Raw genomic sequence first — 22,540 nt, 5'->3', positions numbered from 1 at the left:
ACGGACGACGAGGCGATCTGATGTCCGACTCTTTCCAGGATGCATTGGCCGGGCTCGCCGCGATCGTCGGCGACAAGCACGTCATCGCGTCCGGAGCCGACCAGGAGCCTTATGTGGTGGACTGGCGCGGGCGCTATCGCGGCCGCGCGGTCGCAGTGGTGAAGCCCGGCTCGACCGCCGAGGTCGCCTCCGTCGTCAGGTACTGCGCCGACAGGCGCCTTGCGATCGTGCCGCAAGGCGGCAACACCGGCATGTGCGGAGCCGCGACGCCGGACGATCACGCGGGCAATGTCGTGGTCCGGCTCGACCGCATGCGCGCCGTGCGCGACGTCAGTCCGCTCGCCAACACGATCACGGTGGAGGCCGGCTGCATTCTCGCCGAGGTCCAGAATGCGGCCCGCGACGTCGACCGCTATTTTCCCTTGAGCCTGGGTGCCGAGGGCTCCTGCCAGATCGGCGGCAACATCTCGACCAATGCCGGCGGCACGGCCGTGCTGCGCTACGGCCCGACGCGCGATCTCGTGCTCGGGCTCGAAGCCGTGCTGCCCGACGGGCGTATCTTCAACGGCCTGCGCGCGCTGCGCAAGGACAACACGGGTTACGCGCTCAAGCAGCTCTTCATTGGGGCGGAAGGCACGCTCGGCATCGTCACCGCGGCGGTGCTGAAACTGTTCTCGCCGCCGCGCAGCTCGGCGCTGGCACTGGTGAAATTGCAGGGTGTCGCGCAGGCACTCGAGATCATGCAGCGCCTGCGCGGTGTGGTCGGCGACCGGCTCGGCAGCCTCGAAATCATGTCGCGCTCGCAGATCGAGGCGATCGCGGAGACTGTGCCGCACGTCACGATCCCGTTCGAGCTGACGACGCCGTGGTATCTGATCGTTGAGCTGACCGACACGCTCGCGGGCGTCGATCTCGACGAGCCGCTCGCCACGGCGCTGGCGGATGCGATGGAGGCCGGCATCGCCAAAGACGTCATCCTGGCCTCCAACCTCGCGCAGGTGAAGGCGATCTGGGCCGTCAGGCACAGCGTGTCCGAAGGCAACAAGCGCAGCGGCTACGTCGTCTCGCACGACAGCGTTGTGCCGCTGGAGCGCCAGGCGGACTTCGTCACCAATGTCGAAGCGCGAATTATGGCCGCGGTACCGCATGCCCGCGTGGTGATGCATGGCCATATCGGCGACGGCAACATCCACGTGATCGCCCTGATCGATCGTGCGCATTGTCAGGAGCCGGCGACGACCGCCGCCCTGGTGGCGCAAATCAATGAGATCGTCGACGACGAGACTGCGGCGCAGGGCGGGGCGATCAGTGCCGAGCACGGTATCGGGATCACCAATCGCGTGCGGCTGGCCCGTGTCGCCGATCCGCTCGATATCGAGCTGATGCGCGGCATCAAGCGCTTGCTCGATCCGAGCGGCCTGATGAATCCCGGCAAGATCTTTGGCGCGGGAGCAGCATGACGATGACGGTCGTGCGCCTGCTTGCCGACGATCTCACCGGCGCACTCGACACCGCGGCGGAGTTCGTCGGCCTGTGCGGACCGTTCGACGTCACCTGGGCGGATTCGCCCGCGACTCCAGGCGCGCAAAGCCTCGCGATCGACAGCGGCACCCGCGAGCGGTCGAAAGCCGACAGCGTCGAGATCGTCGGACGGCTGGCGCCGCAGCTTCAGGGTGGGACGATCGCCTACAAGAAGGTCGATAGCCTGCTCCGCGGTGCCTGGGCGGCCGAGCTCGGCGCCTGCCTGCGCGGCGGCGATTGGGCCTCTTGTGTGGTCGCGCCTGCCTTCGACTATCAGGGACGCCGCACCGTCGGCGGCCAGCAATTCGCGCGCACTGTACAGGGTGACTGGCATCGCGTCGGCGACAACCTGCTGGACCAATTGAAACTGGAAGGTATCGAGGCGCGACAGGGTGGCCCTGACACGCTCGGGCAAGGTGGCGTTCAGGTGTTCGATGCCGAGAGCGACATCGACCTCGATCGCGTGGTCGAGATGGCGCGGCAGATGCCGGGGCCGGTGCTGTGGTGCGGAAGCGGTGGGCTGGCCGGCGCGCTCGCCCGCGGCCATCGCGCCGATGCGCCGAGCCGGCTGAAGCGGCCGGTGCTCGGGCTGTTCGGTTCCGACCAGGCCGCCACTGCCTCCCAGCTCGCAGCATGCGGCGAAGCCACCATCGCGTTGGCCGAAGGTGAGGGGGGCGCAGGCGTTCAACGCAAGCTGGCTGACGACGGCGTGGCCCTGGTGAAATTCGCGCTCGCGGATGGCCTTTCGCGCGCCGAGGCCGCCCAGCGGATCGCGCGCGAGCTGACAACGCTAATTGCAGTGCTCAATCCGCCCGGAACCTTGATCGTTGCTGGCGGCGAGACCTTGAAGGCCGTATGCGTTGCGCTCGGCGCGCATGCGCTCCAGGTGACGGGGCGTATCGTGCCGGGGCTACCGCGCTCGATTCTGCAAGGCGGCCGCTGGGCCGGCGTCGATGTCATCTCGAAATCCGGCGCGTTCGGCACCAGCGAGCTGTGGCGCGATCTGCTCCGAGACAATCATTTGCTGAATTTGGGGAGCCCGACATGACCTCTCGTCATCTTGCCATCACCATGGGCGATCCGGCCGGAATCGGCCCGGAGATCATCGTCAAGGCCTGCGTCGGGCTGAAGGACCGGATTGCGAAAGGCGATCTGCGCATCCTGATCATCGGCAGCGGTGCCGCGCTCGATGGTGCAAAGGCCGCGCTCGGTGCTGCCGTTGCGATTCCGGAGGTGAGTGCCGACGATGCTGACTGGCCGAACCTCTGTTTCCTCCAGGCCGATGTCGAGGGCACCCCGATCAAGCCCGGCGTGTTGAGCGCCGATGGCGGCCGCTTTGCCTACAAGGCGATCGAGCAGGGCGTGCGTCTGACCCAGGCCGGGCGGACCGCGGCCATCGTCACCGCGCCGCTCAACAAGGAAGCACTCAACAAGGCCGGCTATCACTTCCCTGGCCATACCGAGATGCTGGCGCACCTCACCGGCGTGCGCGGATCGGTGATGCTGCTCGCCCACGGCAACATGCGCGTCAGCCATGTCTCGACCCACGTGGCGCTGGAAGACGTGCCGAAGCGTCTGACGCCGGAGCGTCTGCGCATGGTGATCGATCTCACCAACGAGGCCTTGCTGCGGCTCGGTATCGCCAAGCCCAAGATTGCGATCGCCGCGCTCAATCCGCATGCGGGCGAGGGCGGTCTGTTCGGCCGGCAGGATATCGACGTTTCGGCACCAACGATTGCCAAGGCCGTCGCCGATGGCCTCGACGTCGTCGGCCCGGTGCCCGGCGACACCATCTTCGTCAAGCTGCGCGCCGGCCAGTACGATGCTGCGGTCGCGATGTATCACGACCAGGGGCACATCCCCGTCAAGCTGCTGGGCTTCCAGGTCGATCCTGCGACCGGCCGCTGGCAGGAGCTCTCCGGCGTCAACATTACGCTGGGCCTGCCGATCATCCGCACCTCCGTCGATCACGGCACCGCCTTCGACATTGCCGGCAAGGGCATCGCCAACGAGCACAGCCTGATCGAGGCCATCGACTATGCCGAGCGGCTCTCCGCTGGCGCTTCCGCCTCCAAGTCATGAGATCGAACGCACGATGACCAACGCCTTCACGCCCATCGAAATCCAACGTCCCACCATCCTGGAATTCGGCAACGGCACCATCACGGCTGCTGCGCGCTTCGCCGAGCGGATCGGCGCCAGGCGGCCGCTGGTGATTTCTGATCCGTTCAATGCGCGCCGCGTCGACGCGCTGGCGCTGCCGGGCGCAGTGAAAGTGTTCGGCGACGTGAAGCCCGAGCCGGACCTGCCCAATCTCGAGAAGGCCGTCGCGATGGCACGCGACGTCAAGCCCGATCTCGTGGTCGGCTTCGGCGGCGGCAGCGCGATGGATCTTGCCAAGCTGGTTGCGGTGCTCTGCACCAGCGACGTGGCCTTTGCCGATATCGTTGGGCCGGAAAAAGTCGCCGGCCGCAGCGTGCCGCTGATGCAGATCCCGACCACGTCGGGCACCGGCAGCGAGGCCGGCACCCGCGCGCTGGTCACTGATCCCGTCAGCCAGAACAAGCAGGCGGTGCAGAGCCGCTTCATGCTGGCCGATATCGCCATCGTCGACCCCGATCTCACCATGACGGTGCCGAAGGAGGTCACTGCGGCCACCGGCGTCGATGCGCTGGCGCATTGCGTCGAGGCCTACACCAGCCGCAAAGCGCATCCGATGATCGACCTTTATGCGCTCGAGGGCGCGCGGCTCGTCGGGCAATACCTCAAGCGGGCGGTCGCCGACGGCGGCGATCGCGAGGCACGCGCGGGTCTCTCCCTGGCCTCGCTCTATGGTGGCTATTGCCTCGGGCCGGTGAACACCACTGCCGGGCATGCCGTCGCTTATCCGCTGGGCACGCGCCATCATGTCGCGCATGGGCTCGCCTGCGCCCTGATCTTCCCGCATACGCTGGCCTTCAACATGCCGGCAGTCGAGGCGAAGACGGTCGCGGTGCTGGCGGCGCTCGGCCTGCCGGCGCAGAACGATGCGAAGCTCGCATTCGACGCCACTTACGATTTCTGCAAGAACCTCGGCATCGAGATGCGGCTGTCCGCGCTCGGCGTGCCCAAGGGCGATCTCGGCGTCATGGCCGACGAGGCGCACGCCATTCGCCGCCTGCTCGACAATAATCCGCGAGACCTCGGCCGGGATGCGATCCTGAACATGTACGAGGTCGCGTTCTAGTCACCTCCGCCGCGCGCGGCAGCCAATCAACAAAACAGTAACAGTAGAGGAAACTTCGATGAGATCGATGTGGCTTGGTCTTGTGTCAGCCGTGTTGCTGGCGACGTCGCCGGTAAAGGCGCAGGACAGCTATCCGTCCAAGCAGGTGACGGTGATCGTGCCCTTCGCCGCCGGCGGCACCGCCGACATCTTCGCGCGCATGGTGTCGAACCATCTGCAAGTGAAGCTGGGCAAGCCGTTCGTGGTCGAGAATGTCGGCGGCGCCGGCTCGATCCTCGGCGTGACGCGCCTGGCGAAAGCGGCGCCTGACGGTATCACGCTCGGCCTTGCCAGCACCTCTGCGCTCGCCATCAACCCCACGCTCTACGGGCCGAAGCTCAGCTACCAGCCGGACAGGGACCTGGTGCCGGTCGCCCAGATCAGTGTCGTGCCGAACGTGCTCGTGGTGAATCCCAACAAGATCAAGGCGCGCAGCGTGCCGGAACTGATCGCCTATCTGAAGGCGAACCCGGACAAGGTCTCGTTCGGCTCGGCCGGCGTCGGCACCTCGCAGCATCTTGCCGCCGAACTGTTTCAACAGATGACCGGCACCAAGATGGTGCATGTGCCCTACAAGGGCTCCAGCCAGATGCTGACGGATCTGTTGAGCGGCCAAATCGATCTTGCCTTCGACAACGTGCCGCTGCTGCTGCCGCAGGTGAAGACCGGCCAGCTCGCGATGCTCGCCACGGCAACGCCCAAGCGTGCCGCCTTCGATCCGGAAGTCCCGGCCGTCGCCGAATTCCTGCCGGGCTTCGAAGCGGTGGCCTGGCACGGCTTCTTCGTTCCCGCGGCCACGCCGAAGCCCATCGTCGAAAAGCTGTCGGGCGAGATCCGCGCCTTCATGCAGCAGCCGGAGACGGTGCAGAAGATGGCCGAACTCGGCGCGGCCGCGGTTGCGGTCGATTCCGAACCTTTCAAGGCCTACATCGCCTCCGAGACCGAGCGGTGGAAGAAGGTGATCGAGGCCGCGAATATCAGGCTGGAGTAGGCGACGGTCGCTTGTCCGGAAATGACGGACTGCGTTCGCGCCATCGGCGGGGTGAAGAAGCTGCACGATCAGGCGCGAGGCCTGAGCGCAGGCTCGGCCGTCGCCGGCGCGATCCGCGCCAAGGTGGCAGCCGGGACTTGAAAGCCCGGTCGGAGGGGGAGGCGGTGATCGGGTGGTTTGGCGGGGCCTGATATCTGTCCGTCACGTTGCGCCGATTTGATAGGCGAAAGGTCGGCGCCGCAGGTCGCGACGAGGGCGGACAATTCGCAGCTTGGCGAAGGAGAGACGTGTCATGACTGTCCTGCTGAGGAACACCTTCAAGGCCTGGATCGACCGGGCGCCGGGCGCGCCGCCCAAGCTGGTCATGGTCGGCGACGTGAGGGTCCCGACCCATGGCTGGCAGGCCCGGCTGACCAGGCGCTCGCCGCAGGGGATCAATCCGAAGATCCTGATCCTCGACGTGAACACGCAGCGGCCGGGCGGCGAAGCGCAGGAAGCGATCACCACGATCCCGCTCCGCTACGAGGAGAGCCCGCCGCAGGACGAATACGGCCAGGTGATGATCGCGAGCGGCAAGGCTGAGATCGTGGTCCGCGTCTGCGGCTCGAACTAGCTGAGACGCTGATGAAGCAGCAGACGGGGGATTTTCGGCCGCAGCCATCAGCGAACTGGATCAGGTGCTGCCTGCGCAGTGGTCACCGGTGCAGTCCCGTCACCGGTTCACAGGCCCGTGCACCGCAGCGCTTGCCAGCCCAAGGCCGAGCGGGTAGAACCCTGCCACGCCTGAGCCGTGATTTGCGCCAAACGCGCTTCCGGCCGCAGCCGAGCAAGTCAGTAAGTCATTGAATTTGTTCGGCTATTCCGGTGGGGAATGGTGTAACGGTAGCACAACAGACTCTGACTCTGTTTGTCTTGGTTCGAATCCAGGTTCCCCAGCCAGTTCCGGGCATTACCCAGTCCATAAGCTGCTCTGAATCGGGCCCGCGTCGCGAGCCTGACGTGCCGTCGGCAGGCCTCCCCTTTCGTCGGTGCGGCCTCGGCGGGTTGGCCGGACTCATGGCGCCCGCGATGCGCAGCGCGGCGATGCAAGGGGAAACGATCAGCGGCGCTTCTTCCGGCCCGTCTTGGCGGCACGCTTTTTCGGCGTCCGCCGCTGGCCGCGACCTGCATCTGCCGCGCCCCATGGAATTTTCGCGCTGACGCGCTTCTTGGCGCCGACGAGATTGGGCGTCTGGTTGTATTTGAGGCGACGGAGTTTGGCCGTGACGAGTTCGCTCAGCTCCTTGAACGACGGATTGGCGCCGCGGTCTCGTTGTTCGCGCAGCACCTTCGCCATGCAGAACGTGTAGGCGCCATACGACGTGACGCCGTCACGATATTCATAGGATAGCTCCTGCTCCTGGCAGGCCTCGAGGAGAATCGGCAGATAAGGTCCGTGATGCCCGAGCTCGGCCCGCGTCTTGTTGTATTCCTTGTCGGGCTGGGTGCGGAGCGCCATGCTGCGCCCGAGCCGCTCCGTGGCGCCGTTGTCGCCGAGATAGTCGGCGCCGTTCTTGCTCTTGCTCAGGCTCTCGTTCAGGGGAGGGAACTCACGCGGCACCCACATGCCTTCGCTTGCCTCCCACCGCAGCGCCCGGTGGCGGATATCATCGGGCGGCGTCAGGCCGCGGATGCGCGGACCGCCGTCACGTGTCATGCCGCCGGAATGGCAGCAGTCGAGCATGGCGACGAAATAGCAGTCGTATGGAAGCTGCGAGTAGAGCTGGCAGAACTGGCGGTCGAGAATCGCGCGCTCGGGCGTCCAGTCGAAATCATAGGGGACCAGGCACTCGTCGACGCTATCCGGTGCGCCGCTCGGGTTGTACCTGGGAATCTGGGCGCCATGGCCCGAGTAGAACAGCATACGCTGGTCGCCGTCGCGGACGCCCTCGAGCAGCCAGTGAAGCCTTTCCATGATGCCCTGCGCCGTCGCCCGCTCATTGAGCACGACGCGTATTTCGTCCGGCTTGAAGTCGCTTTCCTGTAGCACCGAGCTCATGAGGAATACGTCGTTGACGCACCCTTCGAGCCTGTCCGCGGGCTTGGGATAGTCGTTGATGCCGATCAGCAGGGCGCGGCGGGTCGGCCGGGTGTCAATGCGGGCAATCCCCCGCGCGGCGCTGACGATGGAGCGTGACGCCGGCACCGGGACCACGTCGTGCCAGACGGTGGCGACGGTCTCGGGGCGCGACAGGTACCAGGTCGCGTTGTGATTCAGAAGATCGTTGGGGACATCGAACGGTGTCAGCACCTGCTGGAAGTTGTCTGCGGCGATCTCGAGCGGATAGGTGAGAACGCGATCTTCCCGGTTGAACAGATGGTACCAATCCGGCAGGGAAGGTCCTGAATGCGGCCTGCGAAGATGTCGCGCACCGCAGGATTGCCGATCTGCGAGCCGAACGTGACGAAGACCTTGTCCCTGATCGCAGCGGGGTTGCGCACGAACGTGTCGTAGCAGATCAGCGAGCCGAGGCTGTGAGCCAAGACAACGTCGTAGTTGCCGCTCTTCAGCTTGTCGAGGACTGCGCCGCGCAACGCGGCCTGCAGCTGCTCATCCACCGACCATTGGGCGACCATGCCCGCGGTCCATCTGATCAGGGTTGGTACGTCGTCGAGGCCGCGTGTGCCCGCGAGCAGATCACCGATCCCGTGGACGGTCGCGCTCGCCAGCAGTTTCGCCAGCGCGATGCCGTAGGTGACGAGGTTGGGCGGGCTCTTGTCGAACAGGTCGTCATACGAGAGGAAGTCGATGGCCGGGTTGAGGCTCTGATCGACGGACTGGACGGCGCGTATGATCGCCTCAGACCATGACTTTCGAAACTCGGCGTCGATCTCCGCGTGACCGACGCCGTGGACACAAAGCAATGACAGGCGGGTGCTCATGAAAGCTGCCTTCTCAACTGCAATCTGAAGTAGCCAATGTTCGAGCGCAAACGTTCGGGATGATGTCACGGCGCGGCCAGCTTCAAATGTGAAGTAGCGCACGAAATCCTCGCGACAGTTTGCCTCACCTTGCGGGCGCGATGACGTGTCGGATCGCCGTGCGCCGCTTCGTCCTTGGGGCAGGCAACCCAAAGGAGATCCCGTGATGCCCTATGTCGATGGTTTCGTGCTGGCCGTGCCGAAGGACAAGATCGAGGCCTACAAGGCGCTGGCGCGAAAGGCCTGCGCGGTGTGGATGGAACACGGCGCGCTCGATTACGTCGAGTGCATGGGCGACGACGTTCCCTATGGCGAGTTGACCTCGTTTCCGCGCGCGGTGATCGCGAAGGAGGACGAGGTCGTGGTGTTCTCCTGGATCGTCTACCGTGACCGGGAGACCCGCGACGCCGTCAACAAGAAGGTGATGGCCGATGAGCGGCTCAAGGGCGCCGACATGCCCTTCGACGGCAAGCGCATGATCTATGGCGGCTTCACGACGTTGCTGCGGGCGAGCGACGTCGTCGGCTGACGGCGTTTGGCGGGGTGGGTTGGGCCTCACTCCACCGCCTCTGCATTCGCGGAGACACACGGGGTTGGGTTACGCCAGCGGACCGCGCTTGGCGCGTTCGCAGCGTTAACCCACCCCTGCAGATCGCAATGACGTCCGCCGTTCGGGTTACCGCGTTCGCGCCGGGCGACGCCGGATTTGAACGCCGCCGGCGCCGGCGTGTTCGCTACCTCCCTTGCAGCATTGCGCAAGTCCGTTTCACCTTGCCGGTGTCCGGCTGGCATGCCATCCTAGATTGGCCAGGCACAAATAAACGGAAGCGGGCGCTTAGCCTGCAGCTTCCAAAATAGCTTGGTCGGGGAAACCCTTTGGGAGGTCTGATTTGATGAATTTCAAACACGTCACCGGGCTGTTTTGCGCAGCCGCGATGTTCCTTGCGCTGGGCTCCGGCGCGCACGCTCAGGACAAGGTCATCAAGATCGGCGTCATCATGCCGATGTCCGGCGGCACCGCCTCGATCGGTGCGCACGCCAAGGCGGCGCTCGAAGTCGCCATGGACATCATCAACAACGCCCATCCTGAGCTTGGTAATCTGCCGCTGGCGAAGAACGCCGGCCTTGCCGGCCTCGGCGGCGCCAAGATCGAGGCTGTGTTCGCCGACAACCAGGGTAACCCGGCGACGGGCCAGAACCAGGCGCTGCGCCTGATCACGGAAGACAAGGTAGCGGCCGTGTTCGGCTCCTACCAGTCCGGTGTCACGCTGACTTCGAGCGCGATCGCCGAGAAATACGGCGTTCCCTTCCTGAACTCGGAATCGGTCGCCGCCAATCTCACCGAGCGCGGCTTCAAATGGTTCTTCCGCACCACGCCGATCGCGACCGATTTCGCCAAGATCTATGTCGACTTCCTCGCCGACATCAAAGCGCAGGGTGCCAAGACCGACAGCGTCGCGATAGTCCATGACAACACCGAATACGGCACCTCGGTCGCCAACACGATCGCCGGCGCCTTCAAGGAAAAGGGCCAGCCGGTCGCGCTCGACGTCGCCTATCCCGTCAATGCGACCGACTTGCAGGGCCAGGTGCTCCAGCTCAAGGACAAGAAGCCCGACGTGGTCATCATGATCAGCTACACGTCGGATGCGATCCTGTTCGCCAAGACCATGCAGTCGCTCGACTACAAGCCGCCCGTGCTGCTGGCCGACGATGCCGGCTACTCCGATCCGTCCTTCACCAAGGCGGTCGGCAAGATCTCGCGAGGCGTCTTCAACCGCTCGTCCTGGGTCGTGGGACCGCCGGGCTCGGCGTCCGCCATCATCGCCGACATGTACAAGAAGAAGAGCGGCGAGGAGATGGACGACACGGTCGCCCGGCAGATGCAGGGCTTCTTCGTGCTGGCCGATGCCATCGACCGCGCCGGCTCGACTGACCCGGCCAAGATCCAGGCCGCGCTGAAGGCGACGGACCTGAAGCCCGAGCAGCTCATGATCGGCTACAAGGGCGTGAAGTTCGACGACAAGGGCCAGAATGTCCTGGCGTCCGGCGCCATCATCCAGCTTCAGGATGGCGAAAACTATGTCTCGGTGTGGCCGAAAGCCAATGCCGAGAAGGCGCCGGTGCTGCCCTACAAGGGCTGGTGAGATTGACGGCGGGACCGCGCGTCCCGCCTTTCCCAAGATGATCTGATCAGAGCAACGCAGCTCATGTCCTTTGTTCTCGTGCAGGTGATTGCCGGCGGGCTTCTGCTCGGTGCCGTCTACGCCCTGTTTTCCTCCGGCCTCACGCTGGTGTGGGGCATGATGAACATCGTCAATTTCGCGCATGGTGACTTCGTCATGCTCGGCATGTACGTCGCCTATGTCGTCTATACGCTGATGGGGGAGGGCCCATCCTCGGCGCGCCGCTGGCGACACTGGTGCTCGCGACCGTCGGGGTCGTGGTCTATTTCGCCCTGATCCGCGACATCATGAAGGGGCCGATGCTGGCGCAGATCCTCGGCACGTTTGGGCTCGCGCTGCTGCTGCGCTATTCCGTGTTCTGGTGGTTCGGCGCCAACTTCCTGTCGATGCCGTCGAATATCGTCGGCGGCACCTATGCGTTTGCGGGCCTGCGCATCGAAGCCTCACGGCTGCTTGCCGGTGTCGTTGCGCTGCTGGTGACATTCGGTCTCCACCTGCTCCTGACGCGCACATCGCTTGGTTCAAAAATGCTGGCGGTGGCGGAGGATCAGACCGCGGCCCAGCTCATGGGCATCAGGCCCGATACCATGCAGGCGATCGCCTGGGCCATCGCCGCCGGCGCCACCGGCCTTGCCGGCGCGCTGATCGCGAACTTCTTCTACATCGTGCCGACGGTCGGGGAGACGCTCGGCATCGTCGCCTTCGTCACGGTGTCCCTCGGCGGCTTCGGCAGCGTGCCAGGCGCGCTCGTCGCGGGCCTGTTGATCGGCGTGATCGAGTCGCTCTCCGGCTATCTGATCGGTGCGGTCTACAAGGACATCGTCGTCTATGTCCTGTTCCTGTTCTTCCTCTGGTTCCGGCCGCAAGGCCTGATGGGCAAGCTCTGATGAGAAAGCTGCAATGCGGCGCTTGATCTGGCTCTCGATCGTCGCGGCACTGGCAATTGCCTATCCGTTGCTGCTGTCCTCGCCGTTCCAGCAGCGCTTGGGCGCACTGGTGCTGCTCTATGCCATCGCCGCGTCGGCCTGGAACATCGTCGGCGGCTATGCCGGCCAGGTCTCGGTCGGCCATGTCGTGTTCTTCGGCTGCGGCGCCTATGCCGCGATGGGGTCTTACGCCAAGTTCGGGCTGTCGCCGCTGTTCGGCATCCCCGGCGGTATCGTGCTGGCGGTGGGCTTGGCCGCGGTCATCGGCGTGCCGACGCTGCGGCTGTCCGGTCACTATTTCAGCATGGCGACCATCGCGGTCGCCGAGACCATGCGGCTGATCGTGACCAACACCGAATGGCTGGGTGCGGCCGTGGGTCTCTCCGGTCCAACGGTCCCGCGCAACATCTTCGATCTCTCGTTCCTGTCGTCGCTGCCGTACTACTACCTCTTCCTGGTCGTCCTCGTGATCACGCTGCTCGTCACCTGGTGGATGACCAACAGCCGCATGGGGTTCTATCTGCGCGCGATCAAGGATTCCGAGCGCGCCGCGCGCTCGCTCGGCGCGCCTGCGAGCCGGACCAAGCTCTACGCCTACATGCTGAGCGCGGCGCTGACGAGCGTTGCCGGCGCGCTCTATGCGATGATGTTCGGCTTCGTCGATCCCGAGTCCGGGCTCGGCATCCTGATCTCGGTCAAGATCCTGATCATGGCAGCGCTGGGCGGGGCGGGGTTGCTGTTCGGTCCGCTGGTGGGAGCCGCGATCCTCGTACCGCTGGAGGAGATCTCCAACAGCTGGCTTGGCGGCAAGGGGGCGGGCCTCACCTTCGTAGTCTATGGCGCGATCATCGTGCTGATCGCGCGCTTCCAGCCCGGCGGCCTGCTCAGCCTGTTCGCGGGACGACGCAAGCCCGGCGCGGATAAGGGAGCCGGCCATGCTCCTTGAGGCGCGCGGGATCACGAAGGCGTTCGGCAGCTTCAAGGCGGTGGACGATGCGTCCGTAACCCTGGAGCAGGGCGATATTCTCGGCCTCATCGGCCCGAACGGCGCCGGCAAATCCACCTTCTTCAATTGCCTCACCGGCGATCTCAAGACCACCTCGGGCCGCGTGCTGTTCGAGGGGACCGACATCACCGATTTCGCGCCGGAGCAGCGCGCCGGGCTCGGGCTTGCCCGCACCTTCCAGGTGCCGCAGACCTTTGAAGGCATGACGGTGCTCGAGAACGTCATGATCGGTGCCTTCCTGCGCACCTCGCATCGCCACGAGGCCGAGACCAGGGCGCGGGCGGTGCTGGAGCGCGTCGGCATGAGCAGGCTTGCGGATGCGCCGGCGCGCTCGCTCGGCACGCCCGGCCGCAAGCGGCTGGAGATCGCGCGGGCCCTTGCGACCGAGCCAAAAGTGCTGCTGCTGGACGAGGCCATGGCCGGCCTTAACGCGCATGAGGTGAAGCTCGCGATCGACCTCGTCCGCGACATCCACCGCTCCGGCATCACGCTCGTCATCGTCGAGCACATCATGGAAGTGATCATGTCGCTGGCGAGCCGCGTGATGGTGTTTCACCAGGGCAAGGAGATCGCCCGCGGCTCGCCGCGCGAGGTCACCTCGAACCCGGCGGTGATCGAAGCCTATCTCGGCAAACGCGCGGCGAAGGCCGCGGCCGGCCATACGCCGGTCGAGCTGATGGGCGGGCCGGACCTATGAGCGGTGCGCTCCTTCGGATCGAGCACCTCGAGGTGCGCTATGGCGACCTCATCGGCGTCTCCGACGTCTCGCTGGAGGTGCCGGAAGGCAGCGTCGTCGCGCTGCTCGGCTCCAATGGCGGCGGCAAGACCACGACGCTGAACGCGATCGCGGGTCTCATTCCCGTGCATTCCGGATCGATCAGTTTTCGCGGCGAGGACATCGCCGGCCAAAAAGCCTTTGCGATCGTGCGCAAGGGGCTTGCGCTGTCGCCGGAAGGCTGGCGGCTGTTCGTGCAGCAGAGCGTCGAGAACAACTTGATGCTCGGCGCGACGCCGCTGCACGACAAGTCGCGCCAGGCCAATTTGCTTGAGCGCGTCTACGAGATCTTCCCGCGGCTGAAGGAGCGCCGCAACCAGCGCGCCGGCACCATGTCCGGCGGCGAGCGGCAGATGCTCGCGGTCGGCCGCGCGCTGATGAGCGATCCGAAGCTGTTGATGCTGGACGAACCGTCGCTCGGCCTCGCGCCGGCGGTGGTCGAATCCATGTACGAGACCTTCGGCCGCCTGCATCGCGAGGGCCTGACCATCCTGCTTGCCGAGCAGTCGATCGAGCTGGCGCTGGAGGTCTCTGACTTCGCCACCGTGCTCCAGGTCGGCAAGAGCGTACTATCCGGCACGGCCGCGGCGCTCGCACAGGATCCGCAGGTGCAGAAGGCCTATCTCGGCGTCGACTGATCGATCTCCGCCTGGAGCAACAGCCGCAGGCAACCGGCCAGCCGCGTCTCCATCTCGTTCGCGCGGAGCGATAGCGGCCCGGGGTCGTTGAGGATCGCGTTCACCAGCGTGCCCAGAACGACCTGGAAGCCGAAGGCGATGGTGCGGGTCTTGGCGGCTTTGCGGCCCTTGCCCATGGCCGGGAGCAGGAGAGGGGTCGCGCGTTCAGTCGTTGCCTTCGCGAGGGCCTTGAACGGGGTCCATTTGTCCGGGCGGGTGTCGTCGTGCTGAAGCGCGGCGCGCAGCACGCCCTCGTGGTTGCGCATCCAGGCGATGATGCCGCTGACGATGATGTGGCAGAGCTTGTCGAGGTCCGTATCTGGTGACGGTCGCCTCATGTCGGCGAGCCGTTGCTCGCCGTCGCGCGCAGCGAGCGCCATCAGTGCGTTGAAATAGGCCTCTTTGCTCTCGAAGCGGCTGTAGAAGGCGCCGACGGTGGCGCCGACCTCGGTGCAGAGCGCCTCGATCGACAGCTCGGCAAGGCTGCGCGTGCGCAGCATGTCGGCGCCGGCGCGCAGCAGCGCCAGCGTCGTCTCGCGGCTGCGCTTCTGCCGCGACGGGGCAACGCCGGGAAGGTTGAAATCGGGTTCGTCCGAGCTTGGCCGCATCCGCGCTTGCATCTGCTTCAATTTATAATCATAATTCTCATTATAATTTATGCATAGCCGAGCCGCGGGTCAACCGCAGCCGCCGGGCAACCAGCAGGGAGGAGCAGATGAGCGCAGGCAGCGGCACGCCGTTCCGCGGCACCATCGGCAAGACGGTCGCGGAGTCAAAACCCTGGTGGCCGGACGCGCCGAAGCCGCCCGAGGGGGCGCCGAACATCCTGGTCGTGCTGTTCGACGACGTCGGCTTCTCCGATTTCGGCTGCTATGGCTCGGCAATCAAGACGCCGACCATCGACCGGCTCGCCGCAGAAGGGCTGCGCTACTCAGGATTTCACACCACGGCGATGTGCTCGACGACGCGCGCCGCGCTGCTGACAGGACGCAATCATCACTCGGTCGGTGTCGGCTGCCTTGCCAATTTCGATTCCGGCTATCCCGGCTACCGCGGCAAGATCGCGCGTGAGGCGGGGACGCTGGCCGAGATGCTGCGCATCCATGGCTATCGCAACTACATGGTCGGCAAATGGCACGTCACGCCGCTGACCGAAAGCGGAGCCACCGGCCCGTTCGACGGCTGGCCCCTGGGACGCGGTTTTGATCGCTTTTACGGCTTCCTTGACGCCGAGACCGACCAGTACGCGCCGGAACTCGTCTCCGATAACACGCATATCGATCCACCGGGCACGTATGCGGACGGCTATCATCTGACCGAGGACCTGATCGACCAGTCGATCCGCTTCATCGGCGACCATGTCGCCGACCGTCCTGACGTCCCCTGGCTCACCTGGGTCGCACTTGGCGCCTGCCACGCGCCGCATCAGGCCCCGGCCGACATCATCAGGAGCTACGACGCCGAATTCGCGCACGGCTGGGACGTCGAGCGCGAACGGCGCCTGGCACGCCAGAAGGCGATGGGGCTGGTGCCTGAGGGAACGCGGATGCCGGCGCGCAACGACGGCGTGAAGGCGTGGGAGGAGCATTCGGCCGATGAACGCCGCGTCTTCACCCGCCTGCAGGCGGCCTTCGCCGGCATGCTAGATCATTCCGATCGGCATCTTGCGCGGCTTGTCTCGTTCCTGGAAACGGCCGGCATTCGCGACAACACCGTGATCATCGTGATGTCCGACAACGGCGCGAGCCAGGAGGGCGGGCCGCTCGGATTCGTCAACGCGATGGGGCCGTTCAACTTCAAGCCGGAGCCGATCGCGGAAAAGCTCAGCCGTATCGACGACATCGGCGGGCCCGACACCCACAGCAATTTCCCGCATGGCTGGGCGATGGCCTCGAACACGCCGCTGCGGCGCTACAAGCAGAACACCCACGGCGGCGGCATCCGCGATCCGTTCGTCATCAACTGGCCGAAGAAGATCGCAGGCAAAGGCGAACTGCGGCACCAGTTCGTCCACGCCTGCGACCTCACGCCGACGCTGCTCGAGCTGATCGGCATCGAGTCGCCCAGCACGATCGCGGGCTGCCCGCAGATGCCGCTGGAAGGCGAGAGCTTTGCGCGCTCGATCACGAATGCGTCCGCGCCCTCAAAGAGCTCGCCGCAATATTTCGAGATGTTCGGCCATCGCGGCCTCTGGCAGGACGGATGGAAGGCGGTCGCCTTCCATCCGTCGGGCACGCCGTTCGAGAACGACAAATGGGAGCTGTTTCATCTCGACCAGGATTTCTCCGAGACCGACGATCTCGCCGCAAGGCAGCCGGAGCGTCTGGCAGCAATGATCGCGAGGTGGTGGACGGAGGCCGAGAAGCACAAGGTGCTGCCGCTCGATGACCGCTTCGGTCCGCGTTTCGCCGAGAATGCCGCGCGCTTCCATGGTGCGCGCCACCATTTCGTCTTCCACGCCGGCATGGGCCACGTGCCGACCGATGTCGCGCCGGATGTGCGCAGCCGCAGCTACACGATCGAGGCGCATGTCGAGATCGACGGGCAGGGCGCCGATGGCGTGCTGATCTCGCATGGCGATGCGACGTCGGGCTACAGCCTCTACGTCAGGGACGGCCATCTCGTGCACGACCTCAACATCGGTGGCAGCCACCAGATCGTGCGGTCGGACCGGAAAGTGCCGTCAGGCGCGCGGCGGCTCGGGGTGCATGTCGAGCGCCTCGTGCGCAAGGAGCCGCCGGCCAAGGGTTCGCGCACCGGCGTCACCGAATACACGCTGCTGATCGACGGCGAGCCGGCGGGGTCGCTCCAGACCCAGCTCGGCTTCCACACGCTGATCTCGTGGTCCGGCCTCGACATCGGCCGTGACCGTGGCAGCCCCGTGTCGCATTACGAGGTGCCGTTCGCGTTCGAGGGGCGGCTGCTGCGCGTCACCGTCACCATGCATGACGACCAGAGGCTCGACGGCGATGGCGTCGGCAACGCGCAAATGGCGCGGCAATAGGGGCGATAAGCTCTTACTTGATCTTGTCGTAGGCCGCCGCGAAATCGCCCAGCGGCATCGGGATCGCGATCGCCTCCTTGGCCATGTTCTGGAAGGAGACCTTCAGCTGCTTGCCCGACCGCAAGGCCGCGAGCAGGTCGGCAGCGATCGGCGTCGAGGCGTAGCAGCCGCGGTTCTCGCAGGTCTGGATCTGGAGGTCGAATGTCTTGCCCTCGTCGACCTGGAGCTTCGCCCCGACGGGCAGGTTGAGGCCGAGCGGCAATTGCAGCAGCGCCACCGGCGTGCGGGTGTCGGGCGCGATGCGGATGTTGATCAGCACGATGGTCTGGCCGGTCTTGGTCAGCACCGCGTTCTGCTCCATCGCGCATTCGAGCGGCGCGTCGCGGCTGACGCTGGTGCAGCGCACGACCCATCCGGCTTGCTGCGCACCGTCAGACTGGGGCTGCTGCGTCGGGGCAGGCGAGGGTTGTGCAGCCGGCGCAGGGGAGTTCTTCTTGGCGCTCTGCTGGGCATACGCGCCGCCTGTCGACAGCAGAAGGGCGGCGGCGAGGGCAACAAGTCTGGATTGCATGGACATGGCGAAACCGCGTTGGCGTGAACCGAGGGCCTCGCTGTAGCGTCGCGGAAGCCGCGGCGCAAGCTTACTCGGCGGCCTGCTTGACGGTGCCGTGCTCGTGCGCCTCGTGACCTTCATCGTCACCCGAACGGCCCCAGCCCGAGAACCAGTTGTTGAGCTCGTCGAGATAGAGATAGACCACCGGGGTGGTGAACAGCGTCAGCGCCTGGCTGACGATCAGGCCGCCGACCATGGCGTAGCCGAGCGGCTGGCGAATCTCGGCGCCGGTGCCGTGGCCGAGCATCAGCGGTACCCCGCCGAGCAGGGCGGCCATCGTCGTCATCATGATCGGCCGGAAGCGGAGCAGCGCGGCCTGACGGATCGATTGCTCCGGCGTCTTGTGCTCGTCGCGCTCGGCCGCGATGGCGAAGTCGACCATCATGATGCCGTTCTTCTTCACGATGCCGATCAGGAGAATGATTCCGATCAATGCAATGAGGCTGAAGTCGAAGCCGGCCGCCATCAGGATCAGGAGCGCGCCGACGCCGGCCGAGGGCAGGGTCGACAGAATCGTGATCGGATGGATGTAGCTCTCGTACAGGATGCCGAGGATCAGATAGACCACGACGAGGGCTGCGAGGATCAGCAGCGGCACGGTGCCGAGCGACTGCTGGAACGCCTGCGCGGTGCCCTGGAAGCTCGAATTCAGGGTCGGTGGTGCGCCGAGATCGGCCATCGCCTTCTGCACGGCTTCGGTGGCCTGGCCGAGCGCGACGCCCTGGGCGAGGTTGAAGCTGATCGTGATCGCCGGGAACTGGCCCTGGTGGCTGATCGAGAGCGGGCGGACCGGATCGGTGGTCCAGGTCGCAAAGGTCGACAGCGGCACCTGCTCGCCGGTCAGCGGCGATTTCAGGTAGAGCTTGTTCAGGCTGTCGAGACTGCCCTGCAGCTCCGGCAGGATCTCGAGGATCACCTTGTAGGTGTTGAGCTGGGTGAAATACTGCGTGACCTGCCGCTGTCCGAAGGCGTCATACAGCGTGTCGTCGATCAGCTGCGGCTGGATGCCGTAGCGCGATGCGGTGTCGCGGTTGATCTTGAGCTGGACCGTGGTGCCCTGCGTCTGCTGGTCGGTCGCGACGTCGCGCAGTTGCGGCAGCGTCTGCATCTTGGCGAGGATTTTCGGCGCCCAGTCGTTGAGCTCGGTGAGATCGGCATCCTGCAGCGTGAATTCAAACTGCGTGCGCGTCGGCCGTCCGCCGAGCCGGACGTCCTGGGCGGCCTGCATGTAGAGGCGGGCGCCGGACACCTTCTCGAGCTTGGGACGCAGCCGGGCAATGATCTCCTGCGCCGACGCGTTGCGCTCGTTACGCGGCTTCAGCGTGATGAACATGTTGCCGTTGTTGCCGGCACGGCCACTGCCGCCGATGTTCATCGCGATCGTGGCGACGTCGGGATCCTCCATCACGATCTTGCCGAGCTCGACCTGGCGCCGCTGCATTTCCTTGAACGAAATGTCCTGCGAGGCTTCGGAGGTCGCGGTGATCAGGCCGACGTCCTGCTGCGGGAAGAAGCCTTTCGGGATCAGGACGAACAAATAGATCGACAGGCCGAGCGTGGCGAAGAAGATCGCGAGCGTGGTGCGCCGCCAGGCCAGCGCGTGGTCGAGCACGTATTCGTAGCCGCGCAGCATGCCGTCGAATGCGGCTTCGCTCCACTGGTAGAACTTGCCGTGGGTCACCTCGCCATGGGCGCGCAGGAAGCGCGAGGCCATCATCGGCGTCAGCGTCAGCGACACGAACATCGAGACGAAGATGGTCATCGCCAGCACGACCGCGAATTCGCGGAACAGGCGCCCGATGATGCCGCCCATCAGCAGCAGCGGGATCAGCACCGCGACCAGCGAGATGCTGATCGAGACGATGGTGAAGCCGATTTCCTTGGAGCCGCGGAAGGCCGCCGCCATCGGCGATTCGCCTTCCTCGATGTAGCGCGTGATGTTCTCGAGCATCACGATGGCGTCGTCGACGACGAAGCCGACGGCGATGGTGAGCGCCATCAGCGACAGATTGTCGAGCGAATAGCCGACCACCCACATCAGGGCGCACGCGCCCAGCAGCGCCAGTGGAACCGTGATGGTGGGAATCACGGTCGCCCAGAAGCTGCGCAGGAAGAGGAAGATCACCATGACCACGAGGGCGATGGTCAGGAGCAGCGTGAACTGGACGTCCTCGACCGCGGCGCGGATCGTCGTGGTGCGGTCGCTGATTAGCTCGATCTTGATGGCGGGCGGGATCGCCGCCACGAGGCGAGGCAGGGTCGCCTTGATCCGGTCGACCGTCTCGATGACGTTGGCGCCCGGTTGCTTGAAGATGACGAGGAACACGCCGCGCTTGCCGTTGGCCCAGGCTGCCTGCTTGGCGTCTTCGGCGCCGCTGACCGCCTGGCCGATGTCTCGGATTCGCAAGGGGCCGCCGTTGCGATAGGCGATGATGACGTCGTTCCAGTCCTTCGACTGGGTGAGCTGGTCGTTGGCGTAGATCGTGTAGGCGCGCTTCTCGCCGTCGATATTGCCCTTGGGGCTGTCGACCGTGGTGATCGCGATCTGGCTGCGCACGTCCTCCATCGACAGGCCCTTGGCGACGAGCTTCGCCGGGTCGATCTGAATGCGGATGGAAGGTTTCTGCTGGCCGCCGATGAAGACCTGCGCGACGCCCGAGAGCTGGCTGATCTGCTGGGCAAGCTGGGCGTCGACGGCATCGCTGACGGTGGTCAGCGGCAGCGTCTCGGATGTTGCCGAGAGCAGCAGGATCGGCGCGTCGGCCGGGTTGACCTTGCGGTAGGTCGGCGGCGAGGGCAGGTTCTTCGGCAATTGGCCGCTTGCGGCGTTGATGGCGCCCTGCACGTCGTTGGCGGCGCCGTCGATGCTGCGGTTGAGGTCGAACTGGATGGTGATCGAGGCGGTGCCGAGATAACTCGTCGAGGTCATCTGGGCGATGCCGGGGATCTGGGCGAATTGCCGCTCGAGCGGCTGGGCCACCGACGAGGCCATCGTCTCGGGGCTGCCGCCCGGCAAATTGGCCGTGATCTGGATGGTCGGGAAGTCCACCTGCGGCAGCGGCGCGACCGGCAGCAGCGGATAGGCGACGAGACCGACGAAGAGGATGCCGGCCATCAGCAGCGAGGTGCCGATGGGATAACGGATGAAAGGTGCCGAAATCCCGCCCTCGGTCATTCCTGTCGTACCTTGTTCTGGCTCGGATCCGAGCTTGCTACGGCCGTCGAGACCAGGCTTCCGGGCTGGACCTTGAACTGGCCGCCGGTGATCACCTGCTGACCCGGGCTCAGGCCTTCATCGACGACCGAACGGCCGTCGATGGCGTAGCTGACCTTGATCTTGTGCACTTCCGCCTTGTTGTCCTGATTGACGGTATAGGCGTAGAGGCCGTTGGTTGAATGCTGAACCGCGTCATCCGGAACCACGGTCGCATCCTTCAGGGTGCGTACCAGAAGGCGCGTCGAAACCGACTGGCCCGGCCACAGCGTGTGTTCCTTGTTGTCGAACACCGCCTTGAGCCGAATAGTCCCGCTGGTCGTGTCGACCTGGTTGTTGATGACCGCGAGCTTGCCCTCGGCCAGCGTTTTCTTGCCGTCGGTGGTGAACGCGATCACCTTGAGCGCACCGGCCTTCTGGCCTTCGCTGATATAGGGCAGCTGGTCTTCCGGCGCGGTGAAGATCACCGAGATCGGCTCGACCTGCGAGATCGTCACGATTCCCGTCTGCGTGGAGGCGTTGACGATGTTGCCGATATCGACCAGGCGCAGCCCGGCCACGCCGGCGATCGGCGCCTTGATCTGGGTGTAGTCGAGCTGGGTTTGCGCGTTGGCGATGGCGGCTTCGTCGGCCGCGATCTGGGCGTTGAGCTGGGCGACCGTCGAGCGCTGGGTATCCACCCGCTGCGCGGTCGCGAATTCGCCGAGCTTCATGGCGCGCTGGAGTTCGAGATTGGCGTTGGCCAGATTCGCCTCGTCCTGCGCCTTCTTGGCCTTGGCCTGGTCGAGCGCGGCTTGATAGGGGCGGGGATCGATCGAGACCAGCAGTTCGTCCTGCTTGACGATCTGGCCTTCGGTGAAGGCGATCTTGTCGATCTGGCCGTCAACCCGGCTTCGGACCTGTACCGTATTGAAGCCCTGAACCGTGCCGAGACCGGTCAGATAAACCGGAAAGTCGGTCTTCTGGACCGGCGAAACGCTGACGCGGATGGCGGGCGGGCGCGGCGGACCCTTCTGAGCCGTCTGGGCTTTTCCGGCCTCGGGCGAGCCGAATCTCTGCCAGCCATAGTAACCCGCCGAGGCCACGGCCGCGATGATCAGAATCCAGAGGATCGGCCGTGTTTTTTCATGTCGGCTCGTTGGCTTGTACGCCCAAAACTACGAATTGTGGAGCAATCATAGGGTTCCAGCGCGCTTGTATAATACACGCCAAGTTCCAGTGTAAACAGCACTATCCGTTCGGAATCCTAAACAATTGGAAAGCTTTGCACTGTCTAGGCAGCTCCGTGACACTACGGTGTGCAGTGCTGCATTTTCCCGGCGCGAACGATCCGCGCGCAAATCTTGGGCAATGCCCGGAGCCGGTGTGGGTACCTTACAGAGCTGTCCGCAAGGCCGCCCC

General features: G+C 65.2%; 18 protein-coding genes, 1 tRNA gene and 1 pseudogene. 14 read left to right on the top strand and 6 right to left on the bottom strand.

The window, feature by feature from the left end:
* Nucleotides 1-20 precede the first annotated feature (20 nt).
* From BJ6T_RS28610 to BJ6T_RS28580, 7 genes are all read left to right on the top strand, one after another.
* The gene (locus tag BJ6T_RS28610) at nt 21-1,460 is read left to right on the top strand and encodes an FAD-binding oxidoreductase (RefSeq protein ID WP_014496022.1); all 1,440 of its coding nucleotides are present in this window, start codon (nt 21-23) and stop codon (nt 1,458-1,460) included.
* Nucleotides 1,461-1,462: 2 nt separating this feature from the next.
* Nucleotides 1,463-2,569 (top strand): four-carbon acid sugar kinase family protein, encoded by a 1,107-nt coding sequence (locus BJ6T_RS28605; RefSeq protein ID WP_028169800.1) that lies wholly within the window; start codon nt 1,463-1,465, stop codon nt 2,567-2,569.
* On the top strand, nt 2,566-3,603 hold the full coding sequence (gene pdxA, locus BJ6T_RS28600) for a 4-hydroxythreonine-4-phosphate dehydrogenase PdxA (RefSeq protein WP_014496020.1): 1,038 nt from the start codon (nt 2,566-2,568) through the stop codon (nt 3,601-3,603). The genes BJ6T_RS28605 and pdxA overlap by 4 nt, the downstream gene beginning before the upstream one ends.
* Before the next feature lie 13 nt (nt 3,604-3,616).
* Nucleotides 3,617-4,747: an iron-containing alcohol dehydrogenase gene (locus BJ6T_RS28595; protein WP_014496019.1), complete on the top strand. Its 1,131-nt coding sequence runs from the start codon at nt 3,617-3,619 to the stop codon at nt 4,745-4,747.
* Between the two features lie 58 nt (nt 4,748-4,805).
* Entirely contained in the window at nt 4,806-5,777 is a 972-nt protein-coding gene (locus BJ6T_RS28590) for a Bug family tripartite tricarboxylate transporter substrate binding protein (RefSeq protein ID WP_028169799.1), read from the top strand.
* Between the two features lie 292 nt (nt 5,778-6,069).
* Nucleotides 6,070-6,390: a hypothetical protein gene (locus BJ6T_RS28585; protein WP_014496017.1), complete on the top strand. Its 321-nt coding sequence runs from the start codon at nt 6,070-6,072 to the stop codon at nt 6,388-6,390.
* A gap of 252 nt (nt 6,391-6,642) precedes the next feature.
* Nucleotides 6,643-6,716: transfer RNA gene (locus BJ6T_RS28580), tRNA-Gln, on the top strand.
* A gap of 160 nt (nt 6,717-6,876) precedes the next feature.
* Here BJ6T_RS28580 and BJ6T_RS28575 read toward each other — a convergent pair.
* A complete protein-coding gene (locus BJ6T_RS28575; protein ID WP_014496016.1) occupies nt 6,877-8,067 on the bottom strand; it encodes a caspase family protein in 1,191 nt (396 codons plus the stop codon).
* Nucleotides 8,061-8,801: a hypothetical protein gene (locus BJ6T_RS48610; RefSeq protein WP_225895033.1), complete on the bottom strand. Its 741-nt coding sequence runs from the start codon at nt 8,799-8,801 to the stop codon at nt 8,061-8,063. The genes BJ6T_RS28575 and BJ6T_RS48610 overlap by 7 nt, the downstream gene beginning before the upstream one ends.
* Before the next feature lie 103 nt (nt 8,802-8,904).
* Here BJ6T_RS48610 and BJ6T_RS28570 point away from each other — a divergent pair, with 103 nt between their 5' ends.
* The 6 genes and pseudogenes from BJ6T_RS28570 to BJ6T_RS28545 all read left to right on the top strand — a co-directional run bounded on the left by BJ6T_RS28570 (nt 8,905) and on the right by BJ6T_RS28545 (nt 14,269).
* A complete protein-coding gene (locus tag BJ6T_RS28570; RefSeq protein WP_014496014.1) occupies nt 8,905-9,267 on the top strand; it encodes a DUF1428 domain-containing protein in 363 nt (120 codons plus the stop codon).
* Between the two features lie 364 nt (nt 9,268-9,631).
* On the top strand, nt 9,632-10,885 hold the full coding sequence (locus BJ6T_RS28565) for an ABC transporter substrate-binding protein (protein ID WP_014496012.1): 1,254 nt from the start codon (nt 9,632-9,634) through the stop codon (nt 10,883-10,885).
* 63 nt (nt 10,886-10,948) lie between these two features.
* A pseudogene (locus tag BJ6T_RS28560) lies at nt 10,949-11,811 on the top strand (branched-chain amino acid ABC transporter permease).
* 13 nt (nt 11,812-11,824) lie between these two features.
* Complete coding sequence (locus tag BJ6T_RS28555) at nt 11,825-12,796, top strand: branched-chain amino acid ABC transporter permease (RefSeq protein ID WP_014496009.1); 972 nt, start codon at nt 11,825-11,827, stop codon at nt 12,794-12,796.
* Complete coding sequence (locus BJ6T_RS28550) at nt 12,786-13,553, top strand: ABC transporter ATP-binding protein (protein ID WP_014496008.1); 768 nt, start codon at nt 12,786-12,788, stop codon at nt 13,551-13,553. The genes BJ6T_RS28555 and BJ6T_RS28550 overlap by 11 nt, the downstream gene beginning before the upstream one ends.
* Nucleotides 13,550-14,269 (top strand): ABC transporter ATP-binding protein, encoded by a 720-nt coding sequence (locus tag BJ6T_RS28545; protein WP_014496007.1) that lies wholly within the window; start codon nt 13,550-13,552, stop codon nt 14,267-14,269. Before BJ6T_RS28550 ends, BJ6T_RS28545 begins: the two co-directional genes overlap by 4 nt.
* Here BJ6T_RS28545 and BJ6T_RS28540 read toward each other — a convergent pair.
* Complete coding sequence (locus BJ6T_RS28540; protein ID WP_028169798.1) at nt 14,251-14,928, bottom strand: TetR/AcrR family transcriptional regulator; 678 nt, start codon at nt 14,926-14,928, stop codon at nt 14,251-14,253. The two genes, BJ6T_RS28545 and BJ6T_RS28540, sit on opposite strands and share 19 nt — an antisense overlap.
* Before the next feature lie 95 nt (nt 14,929-15,023).
* Here BJ6T_RS28540 and BJ6T_RS28535 point away from each other — a divergent pair, with 95 nt between their 5' ends.
* Nucleotides 15,024-17,312, top strand: coding sequence for an arylsulfatase (locus tag BJ6T_RS28535; protein WP_014496005.1), 2,289 nt, complete (start codon nt 15,024-15,026; stop codon nt 17,310-17,312).
* 13 nt (nt 17,313-17,325) lie between these two features.
* On the opposite strand, the gene BJ6T_RS28530 is transcribed toward BJ6T_RS28535, so the two are convergent.
* The 3 genes from BJ6T_RS28530 to BJ6T_RS28520 form a co-directional block, all read right to left on the bottom strand.
* Nucleotides 17,326-17,889, bottom strand: a complete 564-nt coding sequence (locus tag BJ6T_RS28530; protein WP_014496004.1) for an invasion associated locus B family protein — start codon at nt 17,887-17,889, stop codon at nt 17,326-17,328.
* Between the two features lie 64 nt (nt 17,890-17,953).
* Complete coding sequence (locus tag BJ6T_RS28525) at nt 17,954-21,100, bottom strand: multidrug efflux RND transporter permease subunit (protein WP_014496003.1); 3,147 nt, start codon at nt 21,098-21,100, stop codon at nt 17,954-17,956.
* Nucleotides 21,097-22,233, bottom strand: a complete 1,137-nt coding sequence (locus BJ6T_RS28520; RefSeq protein ID WP_240538000.1) for an efflux RND transporter periplasmic adaptor subunit — start codon at nt 22,231-22,233, stop codon at nt 21,097-21,099. Before BJ6T_RS28520 ends, BJ6T_RS28525 begins: the two co-directional genes overlap by 4 nt.
* Nucleotides 22,234-22,540 lie beyond the last annotated feature (307 nt).

Origin of the sequence: Bradyrhizobium japonicum USDA 6, from assembly GCF_000284375.1 — a bacterium.
Classification (GTDB): Bacteria; Pseudomonadota; Alphaproteobacteria; order Rhizobiales; family Xanthobacteraceae; genus Bradyrhizobium; species Bradyrhizobium japonicum.
This window is presented reverse-complemented; position numbering and strand designations above follow the sequence as displayed.